Annotated in this window: 23 protein-coding genes and 3 tRNA genes; 16 read left to right on the plus strand and 10 right to left on the minus strand. The window is 38.1% G+C overall.

What is annotated here, in order from left to right; translation table 11 throughout:
• Nucleotides 1-128 precede the first annotated feature (128 nt).
• A complete protein-coding gene (locus BLS38_RS09050; protein WP_092748808.1) occupies nucleotides 129-602 on the plus strand; it encodes a hypothetical protein in 474 nt (157 codons plus the stop codon).
• A gap of 24 nt (nucleotides 603-626) precedes the next feature.
• Here the strand turns inward: BLS38_RS09050 and BLS38_RS09055 are convergent, their stop codons facing one another.
• Both BLS38_RS09055 and BLS38_RS09060 read right to left on the minus strand, forming a co-directional pair.
• Entirely contained in the window at nucleotides 627-1,787 is a 1,161-nt protein-coding gene (locus BLS38_RS09055) for a glutathionylspermidine synthase family protein (RefSeq protein ID WP_092748810.1), read from the minus strand.
• A 3-nt stretch (nucleotides 1,788-1,790) separates the two neighbouring features.
• The gene (locus tag BLS38_RS09060) at nucleotides 1,791-2,159 is read right to left on the minus strand and encodes a hypothetical protein (RefSeq protein ID WP_092748812.1); all 369 of its coding nucleotides are present in this window, start codon (nucleotides 2,157-2,159) and stop codon (nucleotides 1,791-1,793) included.
• Nucleotides 2,160-2,277: 118 nt separating this feature from the next.
• Between BLS38_RS09060 and BLS38_RS09065 the strand changes: the two genes are divergently transcribed.
• Nucleotides 2,278-2,622, plus strand: a complete 345-nt coding sequence (locus tag BLS38_RS09065; RefSeq protein WP_092748814.1) for a DMT family transporter — start codon at nucleotides 2,278-2,280, stop codon at nucleotides 2,620-2,622.
• 170 nt (nucleotides 2,623-2,792) lie between these two features.
• On the opposite strand, the gene groL is transcribed toward BLS38_RS09065, so the two are convergent.
• From groL to BLS38_RS09085, 4 genes are all read right to left on the minus strand, one after another.
• On the minus strand, nucleotides 2,793-4,427 hold the full coding sequence (gene groL, locus BLS38_RS09070) for a chaperonin GroEL (protein WP_092748816.1): 1,635 nt from the start codon (nucleotides 4,425-4,427) through the stop codon (nucleotides 2,793-2,795).
• Between the two features lie 57 nt (nucleotides 4,428-4,484).
• Nucleotides 4,485-4,775, minus strand: a complete 291-nt coding sequence (locus BLS38_RS09075; protein WP_092748818.1) for a co-chaperone GroES — start codon at nucleotides 4,773-4,775, stop codon at nucleotides 4,485-4,487.
• A gap of 284 nt (nucleotides 4,776-5,059) precedes the next feature.
• Nucleotides 5,060-5,830: a metallophosphoesterase family protein gene (locus tag BLS38_RS09080; RefSeq protein ID WP_092748820.1), complete on the minus strand. Its 771-nt coding sequence runs from the start codon at nucleotides 5,828-5,830 to the stop codon at nucleotides 5,060-5,062.
• Nucleotides 5,811-6,749, minus strand: a complete 939-nt coding sequence (locus tag BLS38_RS09085) for a diacylglycerol/lipid kinase family protein (RefSeq protein WP_092748822.1) — start codon at nucleotides 6,747-6,749, stop codon at nucleotides 5,811-5,813. Before BLS38_RS09085 ends, BLS38_RS09080 begins: the two co-directional genes overlap by 20 nt.
• A gap of 358 nt (nucleotides 6,750-7,107) precedes the next feature.
• Between BLS38_RS09085 and BLS38_RS09090 the strand changes: the two genes are divergently transcribed.
• The 3 genes from BLS38_RS09090 (at nucleotide 7,108) to BLS38_RS09100 (ending at nucleotide 10,450) form a co-directional block, all read left to right on the plus strand.
• Nucleotides 7,108-8,946, plus strand: coding sequence for a phosphoenolpyruvate carboxykinase (GTP) (locus BLS38_RS09090; RefSeq protein ID WP_092748824.1), 1,839 nt, complete (start codon nucleotides 7,108-7,110; stop codon nucleotides 8,944-8,946).
• 116 nt (nucleotides 8,947-9,062) lie between these two features.
• The gene (locus BLS38_RS09095) at nucleotides 9,063-9,491 is read left to right on the plus strand and encodes a hypothetical protein (protein WP_092748826.1); all 429 of its coding nucleotides are present in this window, start codon (nucleotides 9,063-9,065) and stop codon (nucleotides 9,489-9,491) included.
• Between the two features lie 26 nt (nucleotides 9,492-9,517).
• Entirely contained in the window at nucleotides 9,518-10,450 is a 933-nt protein-coding gene (locus BLS38_RS09100; RefSeq protein ID WP_092748828.1) for a TIGR01777 family oxidoreductase, read from the plus strand.
• 40 nt (nucleotides 10,451-10,490) lie between these two features.
• Here the strand turns inward: BLS38_RS09100 and folD are convergent, their stop codons facing one another.
• Complete coding sequence (folD, locus tag BLS38_RS09105) at nucleotides 10,491-11,339, minus strand: bifunctional methylenetetrahydrofolate dehydrogenase/methenyltetrahydrofolate cyclohydrolase FolD (protein WP_092748830.1); 849 nt, start codon at nucleotides 11,337-11,339, stop codon at nucleotides 10,491-10,493.
• Between the two features lie 150 nt (nucleotides 11,340-11,489).
• Here folD and BLS38_RS09110 point away from each other — a divergent pair.
• Nucleotides 11,490-11,563, plus strand: a tRNA-Cys gene (locus BLS38_RS09110).
• A gap of 12 nt (nucleotides 11,564-11,575) precedes the next feature.
• Nucleotides 11,576-11,661: transfer RNA gene (locus BLS38_RS09115), tRNA-Leu, on the plus strand.
• A 73-nt stretch (nucleotides 11,662-11,734) separates the two neighbouring features.
• Here the strand turns inward: BLS38_RS09115 and BLS38_RS09120 are convergent.
• Together BLS38_RS09120 and BLS38_RS09125 are read right to left on the minus strand one after the other, a co-directional pair.
• The gene (locus BLS38_RS09120) at nucleotides 11,735-12,376 is read right to left on the minus strand and encodes a hypothetical protein (protein ID WP_425283480.1); all 642 of its coding nucleotides are present in this window, start codon (nucleotides 12,374-12,376) and stop codon (nucleotides 11,735-11,737) included.
• 114 nt (nucleotides 12,377-12,490) lie between these two features.
• On the minus strand, nucleotides 12,491-14,644 hold the full coding sequence (locus tag BLS38_RS09125) for a TonB-dependent siderophore receptor (protein ID WP_092748834.1): 2,154 nt from the start codon (nucleotides 14,642-14,644) through the stop codon (nucleotides 12,491-12,493).
• Between the two features lie 281 nt (nucleotides 14,645-14,925).
• On the opposite strand from BLS38_RS09125, the gene BLS38_RS09130 reads away from it, so the two are divergent.
• The 7 genes from BLS38_RS09130 (at nucleotide 14,926) to BLS38_RS09160 (ending at nucleotide 21,697) form a co-directional block, all read left to right on the plus strand.
• Nucleotides 14,926-15,011, plus strand: a tRNA-Leu gene (locus BLS38_RS09130).
• Nucleotides 15,012-15,188: 177 nt separating this feature from the next.
• Nucleotides 15,189-16,532 (plus strand): MFS transporter, encoded by a 1,344-nt coding sequence (locus BLS38_RS09135; protein ID WP_092748836.1) that lies wholly within the window; start codon nucleotides 15,189-15,191, stop codon nucleotides 16,530-16,532.
• 144 nt (nucleotides 16,533-16,676) lie between these two features.
• Nucleotides 16,677-17,138, plus strand: coding sequence for an ATP synthase subunit B family protein (locus BLS38_RS09140; protein ID WP_092748838.1), 462 nt, complete (start codon nucleotides 16,677-16,679; stop codon nucleotides 17,136-17,138).
• 14 nt (nucleotides 17,139-17,152) lie between these two features.
• Entirely contained in the window at nucleotides 17,153-17,722 is a 570-nt protein-coding gene (locus BLS38_RS09145; protein WP_092748840.1) for a 5-formyltetrahydrofolate cyclo-ligase, read from the plus strand.
• Between the two features lie 142 nt (nucleotides 17,723-17,864).
• A complete protein-coding gene (gene lon / locus BLS38_RS09150) occupies nucleotides 17,865-20,297 on the plus strand; it encodes an endopeptidase La (RefSeq protein ID WP_092748842.1) in 2,433 nt (810 codons plus the stop codon).
• Nucleotides 20,298-20,418: 121 nt separating this feature from the next.
• Nucleotides 20,419-20,898 (plus strand): 23S rRNA (pseudouridine(1915)-N(3))-methyltransferase RlmH, encoded by a 480-nt coding sequence (gene rlmH / locus BLS38_RS09155; protein ID WP_092748844.1) that lies wholly within the window; start codon nucleotides 20,419-20,421, stop codon nucleotides 20,896-20,898.
• Between the two features lie 22 nt (nucleotides 20,899-20,920).
• Nucleotides 20,921-21,697, plus strand: a complete 777-nt coding sequence (locus BLS38_RS09160; RefSeq protein WP_092748846.1) for a DODA-type extradiol aromatic ring-opening family dioxygenase — start codon at nucleotides 20,921-20,923, stop codon at nucleotides 21,695-21,697.
• Nucleotides 21,698-21,838: 141 nt separating this feature from the next.
• Here the strand turns inward: BLS38_RS09160 and ahpF are convergent, their stop codons facing one another.
• Nucleotides 21,839-23,404 (minus strand): alkyl hydroperoxide reductase subunit F, encoded by a 1,566-nt coding sequence (gene ahpF, locus BLS38_RS09165; protein WP_092748848.1) that lies wholly within the window; start codon nucleotides 23,402-23,404, stop codon nucleotides 21,839-21,841.
• A gap of 425 nt (nucleotides 23,405-23,829) precedes the next feature.
• On the opposite strand from ahpF, the gene BLS38_RS09170 reads away from it, so the two are divergent.
• Together BLS38_RS09170 and folE2 are read left to right on the plus strand one after the other, a co-directional pair.
• Nucleotides 23,830-24,582: a D-Ala-D-Ala carboxypeptidase family metallohydrolase gene (locus BLS38_RS09170; protein ID WP_092748850.1), complete on the plus strand. Its 753-nt coding sequence runs from the start codon at nucleotides 23,830-23,832 to the stop codon at nucleotides 24,580-24,582.
• Nucleotides 24,583-24,637: 55 nt separating this feature from the next.
• On the plus strand, nucleotides 24,638-25,507 hold the full coding sequence (gene folE2 / locus BLS38_RS09175) for a GTP cyclohydrolase FolE2 (protein WP_092748852.1): 870 nt from the start codon (nucleotides 24,638-24,640) through the stop codon (nucleotides 25,505-25,507).
• Nucleotides 25,508-25,586 lie beyond the last annotated feature (79 nt).

Consider the following 25,586-nt stretch of genomic DNA (forward strand, 5'->3'; position numbering starts at 1 on the left):
TCATAAACAAGATTCAGAAGATATAATCTAACAATAAAGTTATGTCTAATAGTCTAAATTTCATACTTCCCCTTTATCTTATGTCACTGTAAAGTATAAACTTAATAAAAACTTAAGAGTTTAAAGTCATGTATTTTTGGAATACGAAAGCTTTAGCAAAAGCATTGTCAGATAACACTTTAGAAAAAAAGCATTATAAGAACTACTATTTAATGACCGCATTACTCATCACTTTAGTATACTACTACGGCATGTATTCACCTTATTTAGATTTAAAAGTGGTTGGTTTCGAGAGTATTTCAACGCTAATTATCCTCTATATAGGGATTCAAAGTGCGTATAAAGCCAATGGTGGTGACACAGGAAATCATTTTCTTGGCAGAATAACAGCATTATCATTCCCTATTTTAATGCAAACAACAATAGCCGGTATTATTTTTGGCTTAATTCTGTTTGGTTTATACTCTATACTCAATTTGGCAGGAACTGCTTTTGATGACTGGTTTGAATGGTCTATTTCAGCGTTTACGATCTTCCTTCAAATCTTATTTTTTACACGGCTAGTCTTTTATATGAAGCAAGTGGCTCAGCATCAACTCTAAAAATACTTCAACCAGACTTCGCTATTATTCAATAAAATAATGCGCTGCAAAATGGGCATCATTGCCAATAATGTCAAATACATCTTCACGTAAAGACATACCAGCGCATTCATCGCCAACCATCCATAACCCTAAAGTAGGTAATCTACCCTCGTACAACGGCGTATCAGCCCAACGCTGTACCACATAACCATGCTGATCATAATCTTTAAAATAAAAACTTCCTGATGCCTCCCCACAGTCTTTACTATTTTGCAATATATGAATATTTGCACCTTCACGCGCTAAAATAGGCTTACGAACCCATTTTCCAGAGTAATTCTCTGTCGAATCATAGGCATGAGACTCTAGCAGAAGTGGATGATTTGGAAAACGTTTCCACAATTCAATTAAAATGGCTTTATTTGATAGTAACATTTTCCAGCACGGTTCAATCCACTGTATATGCGGTTGTATATACTGTGAAAATTGTTCTTGCCAAATCCACTCCCATGGATAAAGTTTAAATATATGCTGAATGGTTTCATCATTTAAGTCGACAAAATTTAAACCATCCCAACCAATATTTTGCATGGATAATTCACTTACATTTAAGCCTGCTTGGAATGCAGTATCCATTAAATACTCTAAATTCCCCCAGTCTTCACGCCCTGCGCTTTGACAAGCAGAAAAATGTACTGTGGTCTGAGGCTGGTATAATAATTTCCAACGAGCAATCAATGCTTCATGAATGCTATTAAATTGATCACGATTTTTAATTGTTTCTACTTGCTCTAACCAATGCCATTGTGCGACTGATGCTTCAAGTAGACCTGTAGGAGTGTCGGCATTATATTCCAACATTTTTATAGTATGGCCATCATAAGCAAAATCAAATCTCCCATAAAGCATAGGTGATTTGGATTTCCATGTTTCTTCAATCAGGGGAATTGCGGATTGAGGTAATTCAAAATAATTTGGGTAATTCCCTCGTTGTATTAGATCTTCAACAATACTTAAGCACATTTGATGCAGTTGATTTGAGGCATCTTCAAGTTGTTCAATTTGTTTAAATGTAAATTCGTAGGCAACCCCTTCTGACCAATACATTGAACCATCTCTAGACGGCAAATTGTAATAGTCAAATCCAATATCATTATGTTGTTTCTGCCAATTACTTCTTGGTGGTAAGATCACTCTTTTCATGATTTATCCTCCAGCAGAGCTTGATGTTGTATTCACGTATCCAAATCCACCGCGAATGGGTGTAGATTTTGCATTTGGACGAATATTCGTTGAAATAATCGGTTTTTGATGAGAATGGCGACCAGAGGCTTTCACAACATTTCCCAAATATCGTACTTTTCGAATCGTTTTATAATACTGCGGCCCCATATACAGCACACGACCACCCCACCCATTGCTATATTCTGTTGATTCTTGTTCACACAGGTCTAAGGGCCAGTCTTGCTGACAACTGTATTGGTTATTATAAACATCTTGCTGTAATACATTCTGCTGACTACATGCTGTTAATAGCAAAGGAACAACTACTAGCGATAACTTTTTAGTTCGCATTAGCGTAAAACCTATATCCCTATTAAAAATATTTAAAATGATTGAAATAGTTATCTTATTTGTACTAAAAGATAAAGTACAGTATTAAAAATCTAAAAATCGTTAATTTGAGCACTTTATGCGTACTTTATTACTGTCCAACATAGGATATCTATATTTAATTTGTATTATCATCATAGATGTTTTAATGATGTTTTTTCTAACACAATCTAACGGCTTTACCCATTATAAAGCAACAATGTTAAGCCTGATTTGTTATGCCATTACATTCGTATTTGCAGGGTTAAGCTTAAAATACTTACCCACTGGTATTGTATATGCGTTATGGGGTGGAATAGGTACTGTTGCATGTGCAATTGTTGCACATTTCTTTCTCGGGCAAAAATTAAGCTTTCCCATTTATGTCGGCATTGGCTTTATCGTTGTAGGTGTAATTATTGTAGAAATATTTTCAGAAAACTAATCGTACATTTAGTATAAAACCCTTCATTTTCTAATAAAAGACTTCATTAAAAATACCCCGAAAGCCAGAGCAGACACGCTAGCATTCAGGGTATTTTTTATTACATAATGATTTTTCAGTTACGATTTAACTTAACAATAATTTAATGATTTAAATAGAAACCAAGTGGCTTACATCATACCGCCCATTCCACCCATGCCACCCATATCTGGTGCAGCTGGTTTATCTTCAGGAATATCTGTAATCATTGCTTCTGTTGTAAGCATTAGGCCTGCAACAGATGCTGCATGCTCAAGTGCTGAACGAGTTACTTTTGCAGGGTCAAGAATCCCCATTTCAAGCATATCGCCATATTCAGCTGTTGCCGCGTTATAACCAAAGTTACCTTCACCTTGTTTCACAGCATTAATGACTACTGAAGGCTCTCCGCCTGCATTAGAAACAATTTGACGGAAAGGTGCTTCAATAGCACGGCGTAAAATATTTACACCCACTGTTTGGTCATCATTTTCGCCTTTAAGTTCAGCTAAACGAGCAACTGCACGTACAAGCGCAACACCACCACCTGCAACCACACCTTCTTCAACCGCAGCACGTGTTGCATGTAATGCATCATCAACACGGTCTTTTTTCTCTTTCATTTCAACTTCTGTTGCAGCACCGATTTTAATTACTGCAACACCGCCTGCTAATTTAGCAACACGCTCTTGTAGCTTTTCACGGTCGTACTCAGATGTCGACTCTTCAATTTGTGCACGAATTTGTTGTACACGGTCGCTAATCATTTCTGCATTGCCTGCACCATCAACGATCACTGTATTTTCTTTAGACACAGTCACTTTATGCGCTGTACCTAAATCTTCAAGTGATGCTTTTTCTAATGACATGCCTACTTCTTCAGAAATCACATTTGCACCTGTCAGCACAGCAATGTCTTGTAACATTGCTTTACGACGGTCACCAAATCCTGGTGCCTTCACTGCACAGACTTTAATAATACCGCGCATATTATTTACAACCAATGTTGCAAGTGCTTCGCCTTCAACATCTTCAGCAATAATAAGTAGTGGCTTACCTGTTTTTGCAACTGCTTCTAACGTGCTGATCAATTCACGAATATTGGCAATTTTTTTATCAACCAATAATATAAATGGATTTTCTAATTCAGCTGTTAGCGTATCTTGTTTGTTCGCAAAGTATGGGCTTAAGTAACCACGATCAAACTGCATACCTTCTACAACATCTAAAGCATCTTCAAAGCCTGAACCTTCTTCAACGGTAATTACACCTTCTTTACCTACTTTTTCCATCGCTTGTGCAATCAGCTTACCTACTGTGTGGTCTGAGTTTGCAGAGATAGAACCCACTTGTTCAATCGCTTTAAAATCATTTGCTGGTGTTGCAGTTTCACGAATATTTTCAACTACAGCTTTTACTGCAAGATCAATACCACGTTTTAAATCCATTGGGTTCATACCTGCAGTCACAGATTTAATCCCTTCATTTAAAATCGCTTGAGCAAGTACAGTCGCTGTCGTTGTACCATCACCTGCAACATCGTTGGTTTTAGATGACACTTCACGTACAAGCTGTGCACCCATATTTTCAAATTTATCTTGTAGCGTGATTTCTTTAGCGACAGTTACACCATCTTTAGTAATATGTGGTGAACCGAATGAACGATCAATCACTACATTACGACCTTTAGGGCCTAAAGTAACTTTAACGGCATCAGCAAGTATATTTACACCAGCAATCATTTTTGAACGTGCTGAATCACCAAATTTAATATCTTTAGCAGACATTTCGCAAACTCCAAATTTTGTTTATTTCAAATATATAAATAATTTTAAGGTATAAAATTAGTCAGCCAGTACCGCTAAAATATCAGACTCTTTCATAATCAATAATTCTTCAGCATCTACTTTTACTGTTGTGCCCGCATAAGTACCAAATAATACTTTATCGCCTACTTTAACGTCTAAAGCACGAACGCCATTTTCAGTGATTTGGCCATTTCCTACAGCAATCACTTCCCCTTGAGATGGCTTTTCAGCAGCAGAACCTGGCAGTAAAATACCACCTGCTGTTTTTGATTCTTCTTCAACACGGCGAATCACAACACGGTCATGTAAGGGACGAATAGTGCTCATTTTAAAACTCCAATTAGACTTACTATTTTAAATGGCTAATCATGGCTATATCAGTATGCGTTATACCATGGCCAACCAATGATTGATGTGAAATTGGTGGGGGTAAAAACAACAGCTTCAAGGGCTACACTAAAAAAAAGTAGTTTAATTGATTTTTTTTTACCCAGACATCGAAAATTATATTAGCACCTCATCGGCATGTGCCAATAAGTTGTAATACACTGATAAAATACAAACTAGATTGATACGCTTAACCATCAAAACTAGATAACAATATCGTAAATCTAATCTGATATATGTGTTGCTAAAAAGACTCCTTTCAATTCATGAAAATTATAGTGTGTCACTTCCCCAGTTGTACTAATGGTATTAAAACTATTGGGTTGGTTTTTACGCAGGCGCCAAGATGTAGCTGTTCCTGCATGAATATCCCATATTGGTTGGGTTGTTTTCAAATCAAATAACTGAGTCAGGTTATATATGCCTGTGTGGTGTAAATGACCATGAAGTAATCCAAATAACCCTAAGTCTGCCCAGCGCTCTAATGCTAATCTGGCTTGTTTAGGGCAATCTTTCCAACCATGTGATTTATGCGGGGTATAAAAAGGCTGATGAACCACAACTAATTTTAATTTGTCTACAGGTGCTTTATGCAGTCGATTATTTATTCGATCTATTTGTGCAAGTGAAATTTCACCTTTCGTATGATGTCTACGGCGTATACTGTTTAAACCAATCAAATAAAAATTTTTTGTCGCCAATACTTGCTCAGCTGGACCAAAAAAACCCTCATAAAATGTAAATGGATAGAATATACGCTTCCAAACATGATAAAGCGGTATGTCATGATTCCCTGGTACAACCAAATATGGCAGTTTGAGACTTTTCAAAAATTGCTTACAGGCTAAAAATTCAGCAAATTTTGCTCTTTGAGTTAAATCACCACTCACAACCACGGCTTCAATATCAGGTGACTGCTTACAAAACAACCGAATTGCATCTAAACATGGTTTTTTTTCAGTCCCAAAGTGTAAATCAGACAGATGAAGTAGCATAAGGCACCATAATATGTAAGGCATGTTTATCTACAGAAATCTGTAAAGGAGATTGCTCCTCCACCAATTCGCCATCAATTGCTAAATATAATGGTTTATCTTGCACAGATCTTATTTCTATATGTTCTGCGCTAAATAATGATACGCCATCTGCATGTTCTACACTGCCCCTAAATAACCTTATAAGTAATTTAACCAGTGAGATACGATCACTTTTTGAAATTACAACCCCTGCAACTTTACCTTCTTTTGCAGCATCAGCAATGGTAAGATTAAGCTCTTTGAGTTGAAGTTGATTATTGCCTAAAAATACTAAAGATGTCGTCACAGGATGCTTTACTCCATCTACAATAAGCTCCAATTTTAATGCTTTATATTTACGTAATAAAACATCTAAAGCCGACGTATAGGCATGTAAAGGAAAGCGCCCTAAATATTTGTTATAACGTTCTCGTTGTTCAATAAACAATGGATACAAACCCAAACTGGCATTATTTAAATAAATATGGTCATTTAAACGAGCAACATGCACGGCGCGTGGCGAGCCTTTAGCAATCACCTCAGCCGCTTGAATTAACGCAATTGGAATGTTGAGCGCACGAGCAACATAGTTAAAGGTACCTAAAGGTAAAATACCGAGTGGAATATCTGTACCTACCAAATATGATGCAATTGCATTCAGCGTGCCATCACCACCAGCCCCCACTACAACACCTTTCTGCTCGGTTTTTTGATGTCGTGCAATAATTTTTTTCATTAACAATGAAATTGGGCTACGATCACTCAGCTCAAACACTTGAATTTCAAAACCATAATAAGAAAACAAGGTCATCATTTGCTCATATACTTCATCGTTATGGCTGGCATGAAACCCTGATTTATGGTTATACACTAAAGATAATGGTTTCAAATTTAACATCACAACCACAAAACTCGTATCGCTATGAAGTCATAGCATAACACTCATTGTATACAATTTTGTATAAAAACTGATTTTTTTACGCACTACCATAAAAAAATAAGTAATTGTTTTGATTATACATTTATTTAAAAAATAAAAATAATTTAAATATTTTTAAATTAAATACCAGTTTCAATAACAATATAAACCATTGATTTAAATACTTACACTTAAAATAAATATACTAAATCAATATTTCTTATATTAAATTTTCAACTTAAATTAAGGCTGTGGGTATGCTCTAATAATCACTGCAAAATATAAAAATAGACGTTTTTTGATTGCACTATTCTTTCTAAATAGCCAAGGCATTCGCATGATCTCACTCAATGTACCCTCATTTGTTCAACATACCAAATTGATCGAATGGGTCACTCACATTGCTCAACTTACTCAGCCAAAAAAAATTCAATGGTGTGACGGCAGTGAAACAGAATACCAAGACTTAATTCAGCTCATGATTGCCAATGGCAGTATGCAAGCATTAGATCCAGAAACGCACCCTAACTCTTATAACGTGTTGTCAGACCCAACAGACGTTGCTCGTGTAGAAGATCGAACATTTATTTGCAGCGAAAAAAAAGAAGATGCTGGAACAACAAATAATTGGCAAGCACCTGATGTCATGCGTACAACGCTCAATGGACTATTTAAAGGGTGCATGCAAGGACGTACCATGTATGTTGTTCCTTTTTCAATGGGCCCTATAGGTAGTCATATCGCCCACATTGGTATTGAAATCACAGACTCTCCTTATGTTGTTGTTAGTATGCGTAAAATGACCCGTATGGGCAAAGCCGTATATGACGTATTAAAAACAGCTGGAACATTTATTCCTTGTGTTCACAGTGTAGGTATGCCTCTAACCAATGACATAAAAGACGTTGCATGGCCATGTAACAACGAAAAATATATTGTGCACTACCCTGAAAGCCGTGAAATTTGGTCATTTGGTTCAGGTTATGGCGGTAATGCGCTATTAGGAAAAAAATGTTTTGCGCTACGTATCGCTTCAGTCATGGGACGTGAACAAGGTTGGCTTGCAGAACATATGCTTATATTAGGTGTTACCAACCCACAAGGTAAAAAACACTATATTGCGGCGGCATTTCCTTCTGCATGCGGAAAAACCAACTTTGCCATGCTTATTCCACCAAAAACATACCAAGGTTGGAAAGTTGAAACTGTGGGTGATGATATTGCGTGGATTAAACCAGGCCAAGATGGGCGCTTGTATGCCATTAATCCAGAAGCTGGATTTTTTGGTGTAGCACCTGGTACAAATATTAAAACGAATCCGAACTGCATGGCCACATTACAAGAAGATGTGATTTATACCAATGTTGCTATGACTAAAACAGGGCAAGTTTGGTGGGAAGGCTTAACGAAAACAGCCCCTGAACAGCTAATCAATTGGAAAGGTCAGCCACATCAAGGTACTGAGAAAGCGGCTCACCCTAACTCACGTTTTACAGTCGCTGCAACACAGTGCCCATCTATTGACCCAGATTGGAACAACCCTCAAGGTGTCCCTATTTCAGCATTTATTTTTGGTGGACGTAGAGCAGATACCATACCACTGGTATCCGAAGCATATGATTGGGTAGATGGTGTCTATAAAGCCGCAACAATGGGCTCTGAAACCACTGCAGCTGCGGCTGGACAACAAGGGATTGTGCGCAGAGATCCTTTTGCAATGTTGCCTTTTGTTGGATACAACATGGCTGATTATTTTGACCATTGGTTAACGATTGGACAAACTACAAAAATTCAAGCCGAAGCTAACAATCTAGAACTTCCAAAAATATTTAATGTCAACTGGTTCCGCCGTGATGAAGATGGTTCATTTATTTGGCCAGGTTTTGGGGAAAATATGCGCGTTCTAGAGTGGATCATTGCACGTTGTGAAGGAACTGCAAAAGCGACAGATACAGCAATTGGTAAAGTACCTCGCTACCAAGATATGAACTGGTCAGGCAGTGAATTTAGCCTATCTTCATTTGAAAAAGTCACCCACCAAGACCAAACTCAATGGAAAAAAGAACTAGAAAGCCACGGCGTATTGTTTGAAAAGTTAGGAAGTCGTATGCCAAAAACGCTTTTACAACATCAAGCAAAACTGCTCAAAAAATTCAGCCAAACCGAAAAAATCTAAGTATAAAAAAGAGCCAAAAATTTGGCTCTTTTCCTTTTTTACACATCACAAAAACAACAAAATAGCCAAAAAATTATGGCATACTCACATCGAAAAACCATTTGGACTTAACAAAAATGAAAAAAGCTTTCCTCGCCCTTACCGCATCAAGCCTAGTTCTTATGCTCAGTGCATGTCAAACCACACCACAAACCTATAATGGCCATACAGGCTATCAAATTGAACAGCGTAGCGCTCAAAGTGCTATCATTAGCTATACACTAGCAGCAAAAGCAAACGCAAATACCAATTCAAGCAAACTACAAAGTGCCTGTAAAAAAGTACTTGGTGGACAGCAAAATTATAAAATAGACATTTTAAGTAATAGCGAAATGATTAACCCAGCCAATAACCCAAGCGCGTACGGTATTGGTATTGGACAGAGCAAAACAAGTTTTGAATTGGCCCAAATTAACAATGGTACAGACCAATCCAGTGCTGCACGTACAGCAATGAATACACACCCACAAATACTCAATGTCATTCGCTACCGCTGTACTCCTTAAAATACTCCAAACAATAAGGTTGAGTTATGGATAATTTAGCAGAACAGACGATTTTAATCACAGGCGGCACAGGACTGATTGGCACAGCCCTTATTCAGTATCTTTTAACACAGCAATGTCACGTGATTGTACTGACCCGCTCACCCAATCACGTACTAGAAAAATACAATCAAAAACAGGTTAAGCCAATTCGTACATTCAGCGAACTCAAAAGCGATACTCAAATTGATTACGTGATTAATCTTGCTGGTGAAAATATTGGTAGCCAACGTTGGACTGAATCAAGAAAGCAAATACTCATCAATAGTCGTGTCGACACCACTCAACAACTGACCGATTGGCTTGATACACAAGCCATCAAACCCAAATGTATTATTTCAGGGTCTGCTGTTGGGTATTATGGTATAGACCAAACTAAAACATGGCAAAATACTTGCGATGAAAATAGTCCACCACAAAATATTTTTATATCAGAAATTTGCCAAAAATGGGAGCAAGCCATTTTACCATGGGCATCGAAACAGCAGCAACACGTTAAAGTAGTACGTTTAGGCGTAGTTTTTGCCAAACAAGCACCTGCTTTTAAACAGATGCTACTACCCATTAAATTAAATCTGGTTGGTAACATTGGTTCAGGTCAACAACCTCTAAGTTGGATTCATATTGATGATGTAGTCAATGCAATTGTTTTTCTTATGACATCAACAACACAACACAACATTTACAACTTATCAGCACCACAGCAAATTACACAGCAAGAATTTGTCCAGAGTTGTAAAACAATATTACATAAATTTACACCACTGTCTTTACCAGAAAGCCTACTCAAATTAGTTTTAAATGAACAAGCTGAACTGATCACCAATGGCCAGTTTGTAAGCCCTAAACACTTAAATGATGAAGGCTATCACTTTAAATATCCAACATTAAATCAAGCATTACATAATCTACTCACATAAAAAAAGCGCCTTGTCTTAGGCGCTTTTAACTCAGATATTTTTATATCAGAGCTTTTTCAGCGGCCTCTACTGTTTGACGAATAAGTGTCGTAATGGTCATTGGCCCGACACCACCTGGTACAGGTGTATACGCAGATGCAATTGACGCTATACCTTCAAGCTCAATATCACCAACACCGCCATTTTCTCTCGGGTGGAAACCTGCATCTACCACCACAGCACCCGCTTTAATCCAATCTTTTTGAATAAGCTCAGCTTTACCTACTGCACCCACAATAATATCTGCCTGTTTTACAAACTCAGCTAAATTTTGCGTACGTGAATGGCAAATAGTGACTGTAGCATTCGCTTGTAGAAGCATCATTGCCATCGGTTTTCCTAAAATCGCAGAACGCCCAACAACGACAGCATGTTTACCCGCAATTTCAATGTTATTTTCTTCTAAAATCGTCATAATACCAGCAGGTGTTGCCGAACCATACGCAGATTCGCCCATGGCCATACGACCAAAACCAAGACAAGTCACACCATCTACATCTTTGTTCTGCAAAATTGCATCAAAACATGCACGCTCATCAATCTGTTCAGGTACAGGGTGCTGAAGTAAAATGCCGTGTACGTCTGGATTTTGGTTCAGTTTTTCAATTTCTGCCAATAATTGCTCTGTAGTGGTCTGTTGCGGTAACTCTACTTTTAAAGAGTCCATACCCACTCTACGACATGCATTGCCTTTCATACGTACATATGTTGCAGATGCACCATCATCACCCACTAAAATGGTCGCTAAAATTGGTGTACGCCCTGTTTTTTCTTTTAAAGCACTGACTCGCTCAAATAAATTTGCTTCAATTTTTTTAGCTAACGCTTTTCCATCTAAAACCAATGCCACGGTGCATCTCCAAGAGGATTTAAATTAATTCATGAATAATACATGATAATTTGAGCAATTTTCTTTTACATGTTGTTTTTATGAACATATATCTACAACAAACTATTGTCTTTTTTTAAAAGCTTGCTAATATGTGCATCACCAAGAGATGGCGGGGTGGCAGAGTGGTCATGCAGCGGACTGCAACTCCGTGTACGCCGGTTCGATTCCGACCTCCGCCTCCAATCTTGTGTAACGCCCGGGTGGTGAAATAGGTAGACACAGGGGATTTAAAATCCCCCGCCCTCAAAGCGTGCCGGTTCGAGTCCGGCCCCGGGCACCATTTTTTAACTAAAATGGTATCAATGAAAAAACCAGCTTAAAGCTGGTTTTTTTTGTATCTATACGCTGTTAAATTACTTTTTATTCTGCGCTAAAGTCCATGCAACCGATGCATCAAATAACTTTAAACCATCTTCAGACAGATTATCAAAGGTATCGTTTGACAAGAAAAACATTAAACGGCGTGCAGGTGCAAGCGTTTCATAATCCATAGTACTGTCTTTTTCATAACCCCAAATCGCGACTTTTTCTGGCTGTCCGTAAATCGTGGCAATAATCGTTGCACCTAGGCCGGGCTTACCCCACCCCATAGGCGCTTGCTTCTTATAGACATTCACAGTACCTGCAGGTAATTTAGCAGATAACTCATGTGGCTGATTCACAAGCCACAAATAACGCTCTTTGTCTAATTCACCAAAATCCGTACCACTTCTTTTTCCTGTCATGGCTAAATCATCAAGATAATCATTTTCCCAAGTCATGAGTGGATAATGCATACCTCGCCAACCTGACTTTAAACTTTTAGATGCCACAGTAGATGATAAAATCACTAAATCTACATTTTTAATCGTTAAAGGATCAATCGCCTGATCGACAACTTCAACTTGATGTCCTTTTTGTATTAAATAACGCTGAATACTTTGATCTGATGCTGCTTCTTTACCTTGAGTTTGCGAAACCAACATAATTTTTGCAGCATGGCTAGCCTGTACCATACTTAAAACAAGTACAAATACACTTGCAATACTACGACTATTTAACCACTTCATTAATTACTTCCTCTGCAGAATAGAGAAAGGAGTAATCCTATCTCTATTCACGCCTTTAAATTAAAATTTCATTGTTGCTTTTAAAACAAATTCTCTTGAATCACCACGAGAAACGTTTAAATACGCTGTGCTGTCGGTTGCAGTGGTAGATGTTAAATAATCTTTATCAAATAGATTATTCACATTCAATTTCAAGTTTAAATCTTGACCACTTAGCTTGGTGTCATAACTCACAAATGCATTCATAAGCGCATAATTAGGAAGTTTAAAGTTATTTGATTGATCACCAGGTCGACTACCAACATAGTTTCCACTTGTGCCAAATCTCAATTGACCATTGGCAAATTGCCCATAATCATAAGACAATGACAGCGATGCTGTATTTTTTGCGACATTGGCCAAGTACTTTCCAATTGCTGTTTTATTTGTCGAATCAGTGACCTTAGCATAAGTATATGCATACGTTGCGATTGCATCTAGGTTATCTGTAATACGCCCTGTTATATCAATTTCAAGACCTTTTGAACGTGCATCTTGTGCTGTAGATATTCCCGCAAATGTATCGTTGTCAATAATATTAGTTTTCTTAATATCATATAAAGCAACATTTGCTGTAAAGCGCTGCCCAAGCTCATACTTCAAACCAACTTCGTACGACTTTCCTTGCTCTGGAGGTACAGTGCTATCCAACTGTGCTTTATAACCTGCAATCGTCCAACTGGGTTTAAGTGACTCTGTATAGCTTGCATATACTGACGCTTGGTCATTGATTTTATAAACCAACCCAAAACGTGGTAACCATTTCCCATCATCAGTATTGGTACTCAATACGAATGGTCGACCTTTACCTGCTGTTTGTTGCCAATGCGTGTATCTTGCACCGACCACAGCAATCCACTGGTCTGTTAAATAAATAGAATCTTGCAAATACATGCCATATGTATGTAATTTATTAGTCTGATCACTGGCCGATGCATCAACCGATGACACCATGCCTGTATCTGCCCCTGCAAGTGTTTCGTAATTAATCGTTTTTTGATTTGCAGTGGTCGTACGCCATAGATCTTTACGGTAGTACTTTACATAAGCGCTTTCTATGCCCAACTGGATATTATGACGTAATCCGAAAAATGATGTATCTCCATTCAAATATGCTTGACCAAAACTCGAAATGCTATTTGCACCTGTTGTTGCATCACTGCTTCTTTTTAAAATATGCGTTGTTGTATTTAAGGTACCTGGAACAACACGCATTTGATTCGCATCATAGGTTTCTTTGTTATAACTATATCCTGCGTGTAATTTCCACTGTTCATTCAACTCATGATCAACCACCAATTGAGCCAAATGATCTTCACCAGACATTTGATTACTGGCTTGGTCTAAACGTGTGTATTTAGAGATTGGTAAAACTTGGCCTGTACCAAAACGGTCAATAATCGTGGAGCGATCAAAAGGTACATCAAACTTATGGTACTGGTAACTTAAATTGACGGTTGTTGCACCGTTCTGCCACTGTATAGATGGTGCAATCAATTGCTGATCGTTATAGCCAAAACTACGCCAGTAATCCTTTCGAGATTGATCTGCAACGAGTCGGTAGGAAAAATCACTGTTTCCAATTTGACCTGTTGTATCAACAGTTACACCCGCACCATTTTTGCCACGCTCATAACTTGAACCATACACAGAAAGTTCCGTACTTTGTTTTTGCTGTGGTTTTTTAGTGACTGCATTCACTACCCCACCCGGATCCATGATGCCATATAATAAAGATGCAGGCCCTTTAAGCACTTCAACTTTTGCAACACTCGCATTCATAACACGCCCTTGTACAATAGGCATGCCGTTGATCATGATTGATCCATCACGGTTATCACCAAAACCCCGCTTCATAATCGTATCTTGCGTGCCTGCAAGGGTATTTCCTTGCGTGATGCCACTGACTTGGCTCAGCGCTTCATCTAAATTTGCAGGCTCATAGTCTGCAATATATTTTGAAGATACGACATTTACAGTTTGTGGCACATCTAAGTTTTTTTGATTGCCTCTTAACGTAGACTCATCTTTAACGGCGTTATAGCTTTTGGTGTCATCTTTTTGGGCTGAAGCAACAATCGTTGGAAGCAATGCTTGGCTTTGAGCATACACAGATGATACCGAGATAAGGCATAGCACAAGCGTGGTAAGTTTAAATTGGAAAGATATTTGCATATAGAACAAAAGGTCATATAAAATTCACCGAAACCATACAGTTAATCATTCTCATTATCAACAAATCTAATCAGGTCATCAAAATTAAAAATAAAACCCCAGTCGTGATGATTTTTTTCACTTAAAAAAAATAAAAAAACTAATCATTTCTTCATTTTCATTGAGATCAAATCATAATTTGATCCATAAATGCTCAAATTAGTTATTTTATAACCACTCTCGCTATAAATGCGCTCTAATCTATTGCCATTTATCATTTTTTTTACTATGATTGCGCACATGCCCGGGTGGTGAAATAGGTAGACACAGGGGATTTAAAATCCCCCGCCCTCAAAGCGTGCCGGTTCGAGTCCGGCCCCGGGCACCATTTTTAACTAAAATGGTATCAATAAAAAACCAGCTTAAAGCTGGTTTTTTTGTGCCTTTTTATTCTCTTACAAGTCATCAATAAAAAAATCAGCTTTATTTCTAAAAGTTACTTTATGTATTGTTTATGTAATGTTATAAGCATGCTTAAAATGCAACCATGCCATAGAGCCATACAATGTCTATTGATTTAAGTGCGAAAAAAGCCACTCGAATTCATCTATTTAATTTTAAAACTGCAACGATGCGGGCCTTCCACATGAGCTGGCTCGCCTTTTTTGTTTGTTTTTTTGCATGGTTTGCCTGTGCCCCACTCATGCCAGTCATTGCAGATGAATTTCACTTAAGTAAAGACCAAATTGCAAATATTAATATTGCTGCTGTGGCCATTACTATTTTGGTCCGCTTAGCTGTTGGACCATTATGCGACAAGTACGGCCCACGTAAAGCACATACAGGGCTACTGTTAATCGGTAGTATTCCTGTATTTGGACTATCTTTAGCCAATAGCTATGAAATGTTTTTATTTTTTAGGCTACTCATTGGTGCAATTGGTGCCAGTTTTGTGATTACTCAATATCATACCAGTATTATGTTTGCCCCTAATGTAGTGGGTACTGCCAATGCAACCACAGCAGGTTGGGGAAACTCCGGCGGTGGTGCAACTCAAGCACTTATGCCATTTTTACTGTCTGCTTTAGTCATGTTTGGTGTTGAACAAACTTTGGGGTGGCGCTTTGCACTGGCCGTACCGGGCATCATGATGATTATTGTGGGTCTCATGTATTGGACATTCACTCAAGATTGTCCTCAAGGTAATTTTAAAGCATTAAATGCACAAGGCATTTATGTAAGCAGTGGAAAAAAAGGTGGGCTCGCCATTTTATTACATGCCGCAAAAAACTACCGAGTATGGATATTATTTACAGCCTATGGTGCTTGTTTTGGTATTGAAATTTTTATTCACAATGTTGTGGCAATGTATTATGTCGACCAATTTCAGTTTGGCCTTAAAGAAGCAGGCCTTACTGCAGGTATTTTTGGTTTATTAGCACTTTTTGCACGGGCTTTAGGCGGTATTGTATCTGACCGTATTGCTGTTACTAAAGGCTTAGATGGTCGCACCAAAGTTTTGTTTTGTATGATTGTATTAGAAGGTGTTTTTTTAGTACTTTTTTCACACATGCAAACCCCATTACTGGCCATATTAAGCATGACCATTTTTGCAATTTTCACCCATATGGCCTGCGGTGCAACGTATGCACTTGTACCATTTATTGACCGAGATGCTTTAGGTGGCGTAGCAGGTATTATTGGTGCAGGTGGCAATGTCGGTGCTGTTGCTGCAGGTTTTTTACTCAAAGGTATGCTTGATATTCAAACCTGCCTGATGGTCTTAGGCATATTAGTCACAATTGCAGGTCTATGTGTTTTAGGTATTCGTTTTTCTACAGCGCATAAAGAAAAAGAACAACAGCTCTTTGAAGATGCTTTACGTGAACGTGCAAACACAGCACAATAATTTTACTTTTCAGTAGCACACTTAATATTGAGGTGCTACTGAAATTGTTTTGTATTTAAATCAGAAATCTCATACTATTTTATTCTTCTTTTTTAATATATTTCTACAATGCAAAAAATTATTTTTTTCAGTTTATCTATAATCATGGCAACCATCATTACAGCCTGTTCTCCATCTCCACAGCAACAAACTCTCAGTAAAAATCAACCCAATGATATTAAAAACGATTTAGATACCTTATATACCATTAGTAAAAAACAAGTTAAAAATAGTCCCTATTTAAATCAAAACATTGCAATCGCTTTAAAATCACAGCAAGAAAGCCAAGTAAAACAAGCTGTTGAAAAAGTAGATCAGTTTGTTAAAAATTTCAACAAAGACCTAAGTTCAGCACAAATCAAAAGTACTGAAGCAGATATATTACGTCAACAGCTCATCTATGCTAACGATACTGCACTAGAACTGGCTCAAGCAGGAATCTCAGTACAATCCAATACGCAAAAAATAGACCAATTAACACAGCAAGCAAAACAGGCTCAAAGTAATATTGAACAAACGATGCTAACACTACAGCAACAGATACAAGCCCAACCATCTCGCCATTAACGACATACTCATTTATGCAAACCGTTCAACGTAAGTTACTCAGAAAACAGCGTAAAAACATTTCACACAAAGTACAACAATATACTGAACACCACATCTGTATAAAAATAGCCCGTTCTGCGATATTTAAAAAATCTAAGCATATTGGGCTTTACTTACACGCTTTTGGTGAGGTACGGACTCACCTACTCATCATGCAATGCTTTAAACATAAAAAATTTGTTTATTTACCCCAAGTGTGCAATATGAATCAGCAATTACATTGGGTGAAAGTAACACCGCAACAATACTTACAAAAAAGATTTTATAGGCATCGATTAGGCATGTATGAACCGAGACAAAGAGGTCGTTCTATTCATATTTTAGACCTTGTAATCACCCCTTTGCTCGCTTGTGACAGTGTTGGTACACGTGTGGGTATGGGTGGCGGATTTTATGATCGAACATTAGTATCAGCACCCTACCGACCCTATAGGCTAGGAATTGCTCATACTTTTCAATACATTACAAATCCTATTTTTAAACAAATATGGGATCAACCCATTCACGCCTTATTTACAGCAACTAAAGCCTATTATTTTTAACACAAGCATAACAATAATGATTTATTTTTAAGCATTTCTGTGTTTTTTAGCATTTTTATCTAAAATACCCTTGTAATTTTCTAAAAGCACTTCACTATAAAATGATACTTAGCAACACTGTTGTTACTCATGAGGAGTGCCCATGGCTGAACAAATTTTAAATCACGATGATTTCGAAGAAGCAAATCCAATACATAATGTATTGCCATTATTGGCGCTTCGTGATGTGGTCGTTTATCCACATATGCAAATCGCACTGTTTGTTGGTCGTGAAAAATCTATCAAAGCAGTAGATGTTGCGCGTAGTAATGACAACTTAGTTTTTGTTGTTGCGCAAAAAGATTCTCTGACTGAAGACATCGACCAAAATAACCTATACCAATATGGGACTGTTGCAAAAATTGTGCAGGTTGTTAATCATGAAAATGATGAAAACTGCGTCAAAGTTCTCATTGAAGGACTACATCGTTCTGAGTTAAAAGCCATCATTAATGAACATGATGACTACTTAAGTGCTGAACATAGTATTAGCCCGATTGCTGTTGATTTAGATCAAGAGACTCAAACTACTGCAATACAAGAGTTGCAAGAGCTCTTTGCACAATATGCTGAAGCCAAATTACGTAATGCACGTGAGCTGATTGCAGCTGCAAATAAAATTGAAGATTTGCAACAACTGCTTTTCTTTGTAGCAACTCGTGCACCGCTTACCATTGAAGCAAAACAAAAGTTCCTAGAGTACGATGATTTTAATCGCCATTACAAAGAACTCACTCAGTATTTATTACAGCAATCTGAAGAACAACAGATTGAACAAGGCTTACACGACAACGTTAAACGTCAGATGGAAAAGAACCAACGTGAATACTTTCTAAATGAAAAAATGAAAGTTATTCAACGTGAGTTGTCTGATATCAATGGTGGTGCTGAAGACGAAGTTGCAGAGCTAGAAAAACGCCTTGTGGATGCAGACTTGCCTGAACACGTACGTAAAAAAGCAGAGTCTGAATTTCGTAAACTCAAAGCAATGCAACCTGCATCAAGTGAAGCGGCTGTCGTACGTAATTACTTGGAAGCGATTTTAGATACGCCTTGGAATACTGCAAGCAAAGTCAGTATAAACCTGACGAAAGCACAAGAGATTTTAGATAAAGACCACTATGGCCTTGATGAAGTTAAAGAGCGCATTGTTGAATACTTAGCAGTTCAATCTCGTGTAAAAAAACTACGCGGCCCAATTTTATGTCTTGTTGGCCCACCGGGAGTCGGTAAAACGTCTTTAGGTGAGTCTGTTGCAAAGGCAACAGGTCGTGAGTTTGTACGCATGGCCTTAGGTGGTGTAAGAGACGAAGCTGAAATACGTGGCCATAGACGTACCTATATTGGTGCTATGCCAGGTAAAATTGTGCAATCTCTTACAAAAGTTGGGGTAAAGAATCCATTATTTTTACTCGACGAAATTGATAAAATGGCTCAGGACTACCGTGGTGATCCATCATCGGCTTTACTTGAAGTACTCGATCCATCACAAAATAATAAGTTTAATGACCACTACTTGGACTTAGACTTAGACCTTTCAGAAGTCATGTTTATTTGTACAGCAAACAGCATGAATATTCCTGAAGCGTTACTCGATCGTATGGAAGTCATTCGCCTTCCGGGGTATACCGAGGATGAAAAAGTAAATATCGCTTCACGCTACCTTGTACCTAAGGCAATTAAAGACAATGGTTTACGTGGCAAAGAACTTTCTGTACACGAAGAAGCGATCCGAGATATTGTCCGCCGTTATACACGTGAAGCAGGTGTTCGTAGCTTACAACGTGAAATTTCAAAAGTTGCACGTAAAGTTGTTAAAGAAGCAGTGAGCAAAAAAGCGAAGAACCCAGAAACAGAAGTGAGTATAACTAACCTTCCAGACTACTTGGGTGCACATAAATTTGACTACGGTATGGCTGAAGAACAGGCAGAAGTTGGGCGTGTCAATGGCCTTGCTTGGACCTCTGTAGGTGGTGAACTTCTTACTATTGAAGTTGCTGCAGTCAAAGGTAAAGGTAAATTCATTACTACAGGCTCACTAGGCGATGTAATGAAAGAATCTATTACTGCTGCCATGACTGTTGTACGGACACGTGCCGATGAACTGGGCATTGAAGCCAGCCGTTTTGATGAAACTGATGTACACGTGCATCTACCAGAAGGCGCAACACCAAAAGATGGCCCATCTGCAGGCTTGGCACTCACAACTGCATTAGTCTCTGCTTTTACAGGCATTCCAATTCGTGCAGACATTGCCATGACAGGTGAAACTTCCTTACGTGGTCACGCATTACGTATAGGAGGCTTAAAGGAAAAATTACTTGCAGCACACCGTGGCGGTATTCAGCTAGTATTTATTCCTCAAGACAACGTCAGAGATTTGTCTGAAATCCCAGACAACGTGAAAGAAGGGCTAGAAATTAAAGCGGTAAAAACCATTGATGATGTGTTGCCATTAGCACTCACTGAAATGCCAAAACCTTTACCCCCCCCTATCACAAAATCGGTGGTAACACCAAAAGCCACCCGCCACTAAACACAATAAAGCCACTTCATGAAGTGGCTTTATTTTTTATAACAATACTCCATTACACTTAATCGGCTGTTCTATTTTCGCTATACTGCGTTTTAATTTTTAGACTACGCAATCAAGCCTTATGAAGATTAGAATACTCAGTATTGGACAGAAGATGCCTGCATGGGTACTCACTGGTGTAGAAGACTACCTCAAACGCATTCAGCCTTTTGTACAAACTCAGTTTGTCGAATTACCCATGGCAAAACGAGGTAAAAATGACTCTGAAGCAGATATTTTAAAGTATTGCCAAATTGAAGGCGAAAGTATTTTATCTGCACTCAAACCAAATGAAATACTGATTGCATTAGAAGTGAATGGACGTGAATTCAGTACTGAAAAATTGGCTAGCACTATGCAAGAGTGGATGCTGTCGGGTCAAGATATTGCTTTAGCGATTGGCGGCCCAGATGGTTTAAGCCAAGCCATAAAGCAAAAAGCAGTATGGCATTGGTCACTCTCTAAACTCACATTACCACACCCTTTAGTTCGTGTGATGCTAATTGAGCAATTATATCGGGGCATGACCATTAACCACAATCACCCCTACCACCGTGCATAAATAATGATTAAGAGAGAGGATAATGCATTTAAATACGTTGCCTGGTTTATTTATTTCACATGGCTCACCCATGCTCGCAATCAACCCAGAGCAAGTTGGGCCAGCACTATATCGTTTAAGTACAAACTTGCCTAAACCACAAGCGATTATTGTTATGTCTGCACACTGGGAAAGTGATGTTCTTGAAGTAAGTACAGCAACTAGACCAAATACATGGCATGACTTTCGTGGTTTTCCGGAGTCACTGTATCAAGTCAGATATCCTGCACCCGGCTCGGCAGAAATTTCAGAGCGACTGCTCAGCTTATTTGCTGAACATCATATGACAGCACACGCAAACAGTAGCAGACCAAGAGATCACGGCGTATGGGCACCATTATTACATATGTATCCAGAAGCAGATATTCCTGTCATTACAGTATCATTACCTATTAAATATACTGCACAACAAATCCATCGTATTGGTGAAATCATTGCTGTATTAAGAAAAGAGCAAATTCTCATCATTGGTTCTGGAAGTATTACACATAACCTTAGCGAGCTTAATTGGCATGAAACAAATGCCCCACCACCGGTATGGGCCTCTACTTTCAAAAACCATATCGTACAACAGCTACAGCAAGGGGACCAAGACAGCGTACTGAATTGGCCTTCTCTACCTTATGTAGAAAAAAATCATCCGACCTTGGAACATTTTGCACCTTTATTTTTTGCTATGGGTACAGGAAAAACCTTTAGTATTGTACATAGTAGTTTTTCTATGGGTTCTCTAGGTATGGATATTTACCGTTTTGATTAAATCTATTCATCCTTAATAAAAAAACCATCAGCTCATTAATATACTCAAGCCGATGGTCAGATAAAATATTTTAAAAATCAATCATACATTTAAAAAAAAGCCAAAGACGATGCTTTGGCTTTTTCTATTTTATAGATGAAACTATTGGCCTGAGCGAATAATATAATCAAATGCTGACAGTGATGCTTTTGCACCCTCACCTGTTGCAATAATAATTTGCTTATAAGGCACCGTTGTACAGTCACCTGCTGCAAACACACCTTTTACATTGGTTTCGTTACGGCTGTCAATCACTACTTCACCACGTGGTGATAATGCGACATCGCTTGCTTTTAAGAAATCAGTATTCGGTAACAAACCAATTTGCACAAAAATACCTGCAAGATTAACAACGTGCTCTTCATCCGTTGTACGATCTTTATATTTTAGGCCTGTTACTTGACTACCATCACCCAATACTTCTGTCGTTAATGCACTTTTAATCACGGTACTATTAGGTAAGCTGTGTAACTTGTCTTGTAATACTTGGTCTGCAAGTAGCTTGTCACTAAATTCAATGAGTGTGACATGTTCTACAATACCCGCCAAATCAATTGCTGCTTCAACGCCTGAGTTACCACCACCAATTACAGCAACATGCTTGCCTTTAAATAAAGGACCATCACAGTGTGGGCAATACGCCACACCACGTGTACGGTACTCTACTTCACCCGGTACGTTTAACTCTCTCCAACGTGCACCTGTAGAAATAATGACTGTTTTAGACTCAAGTACAGCACCATTTTCTAATTCAAGCGACACTAAACCGTTTGCAGTTTTATCAGCACCTGTCAACGTTTTTACACGCTGCAGGTTCATAATATCTACATTGTACTCTCGTACATGCGCTTCCATATCACTGGTAAATTGTGGTCCTACAGTACGTTGTACCGTCGTGAAGTTTTCAATGTCCATGGTATCCATGACCTGACCACCAAAGCGCTCTGCAACAATACCTGTATTAATGCCTTTACGTGCAGCATAAATAGCTGCTGTACCACCTGCAGGGCCGCCGCCTACAACTAAAACATCAAATACCTCTTTTGCATTTAATTTTTCAGTTTCTTTTTCGGCAGAGTTGGTATCTAATTTTGCAACAATTTCCTCTAACGTCATACGCCCTTGACCAATGTGTTCGTTGTCTTGGAACACCATAGGTACAGCCATGATCTTACGTTGCTCAACTTCATCTTGGAAGAAAGAGCCATCAATCATTGTTGCTGTTGTATTCGGATTATTTACAGCAATTAAGTTTAACGCCTGTACTACATCTGGGCAGTTGTGACATGTTAGTGATACAAACACATCAAAATTTGCTTTTAGGTTTAAACCTTTAATCTGAGCAAGTAATTCATCAGATACTTTTGGTGGATATCCAGACACTTGTAACAGTGCCAAAATTAAAGAAGTAAACTCATGCCCCATAGGTAAGCCTGCAAAATATACGCGTGGCTCCTCGCCAGCTTTTGCAATACCAAAACTTGGACGGCGTTTATTTTGTCCGTCTAAACGAGCAATCACTTTATCTGATAGTGCTGCAACTTCTGTCACTAACTCTTTAATTTTAATTGCTTTATCTGATTCATCTAAAGAAGCAACCAATTCGATTGGGCTATCTAAGCGCTCAAGATAAGTCTTTAGTTGCGCTTTAATATTCTGATCTAACATTATTTGAGTCTCCGAGGGAGTTTTTCTGTGCTTGTAAACATACTAACTAAATTTAACATATAGTCAAAACAGTATATTTTTATAGATATAATCGGTTTTTCAGATAATCATGAAAGATTCATTGTATGTATAAATAAATCATAAAGAATCAGTATCATGAAACAATGCATACATTATTTTCAGATAGAATGATTGAAAAAATCTCCAAAGTAAAAGCTTTTGATCTACAATTATACAAATGATATTTTTCTATATAGTCAAATATTATTACGCGACTTTAAACAGAACGTATAGCCTCAAACAATAGATGAGTGTGTTTTTTTCTACAATGCACCGACCTATCGTTAAAAATCAATACATAAATATACGACACTCATCTTTGCGTTATAGTATAACAAGCATAAGAGCAACTTTATTCAACCACTATGCAAAAAAAATATACATATACCGTCATAAGTTTGATCTGTATTGGCTCACTCAGTGCTTGTGTTTCACAGCCTAAAGTAAGTGTATCAAAAGTCATTGTACCAACTGTCACCAGTACACCACCTCCAACTGTCGCGGAACACCCCCCAGTTACCCCGCCTGTACTAAAAGTAATAACAACCTTGCAACCGATCACTTACACCCAATGGCTTAATCAAGGGCAAAATCAACAACGTTTAGATCAATACAAAAACTACTTAAAACAAAGACAAGCTGATTTTATTGTGCCCGATTATCAAATGTTACGTTCTGCAAGAGAATGGCAAAACTGTAATGCCAGTGAATATGACGTGCCTCCTGCAGAGGTTTGGGAATATGCTGTCCAGACACTCAAATTATTCAAAACATTAAAAGACCAAGGAATTATTTCTGCTAATAATATTGAGGTGACATCAAGTTACAGAGCACCTTATTTAAATACCTGTGCTGGAGGCGCAAAAAGCTCGAGTCATGTAAAAAATGCTGCAATTGACTTTAGAATAGGTCCTGAAAACCCTACCCCTCAAGATACTTACCAGATACAACAAACCAAAGTTGCACTATGTCGTTTTTGGCAAACACAAGGTAAATATTACAATATGGGCGTGGGTATTTATGAATCTGGACAAATTCATATCGATACTTTAGGGTTTAGAACATGGGGCTATAATCACAGTTGGCGTACTTCCCTATGCGGTGAAATTATTCCTTAATCCACGCTGGAAAATATGTTATATTATAACATAACAATTAAGAATTTCTCAGCTTATGCCACTCCCAGATATATCAACACAACACCTACCACAACATTTCAGCCCACTCAATTGGGTGGGTATGGAAAAAATTGCCTTACCATTACTATTTAACAATCAACCTATTTTGAGCCATGCAGATATTCACATCAATGTACCTAAAGAAAATGTTAAAGGTATTCACATGTCTAGAATATTTTTACAGCTCCAACAACTAAAAAACATTACAGCGAGTACCATTAAAGAACAACTAGAGCAGATCATCACCACACATCAAAATGACAACACAAACCAAGCCCGATTAATACTGCACTTTAAATTACCTATACAACAGTATGCATTAAAAACACCAGAAATTAGTGGCTGGAAATATTATCCTGTTATGGTAGAGGCCCAGTTAACATCAACCCAATTCAACTTAGACTATACTGTTGAGATAGAGTATTCATCAACTTGCCCTTGTTCAGCAGCACTCTCTCGTCAAATCATCACAGATCAATTCACTCATGATTTTGAAACGTCTAATCAGATCAACAAATCAGACGTTGTCAACTGGATTACTCAACACGGTAGCCTTGCAACGCCACACAGTCAGCGTAGCACAGCAGCTATTACAATTCGTCAAAGCACAGATTTGAATTTCTATCAAATGATTGAAAGTATTGAACATACGTTACAAACAGCCACTCAAACTGCAGTCAAACGTGCAGATGAACAAGCATTTGCACAACATAATGGACAAAACTTAATGTTTGTTGAAGATGCAGCACGGCGAATTGGGCATACCTTAAATCAAAGTTACAGCAAATGGCAGGTTAAAGTGACACACTATGAAAGTCTACACTCACACAATGCCGTTGCTTATCTAGACCATACTATTACATAAAAAATAGGCGTTAAATGTTTAAAACATAACGCCTACCTTATAACAGTGATCTTGCAGTCAACCAACGTTTAGAGTAAAA

Source organism: Acinetobacter boissieri (genome assembly GCF_900096955.1).
In the GTDB taxonomy this organism is placed as follows: domain Bacteria; phylum Pseudomonadota; class Gammaproteobacteria; order Pseudomonadales; family Moraxellaceae; genus Acinetobacter; species Acinetobacter boissieri.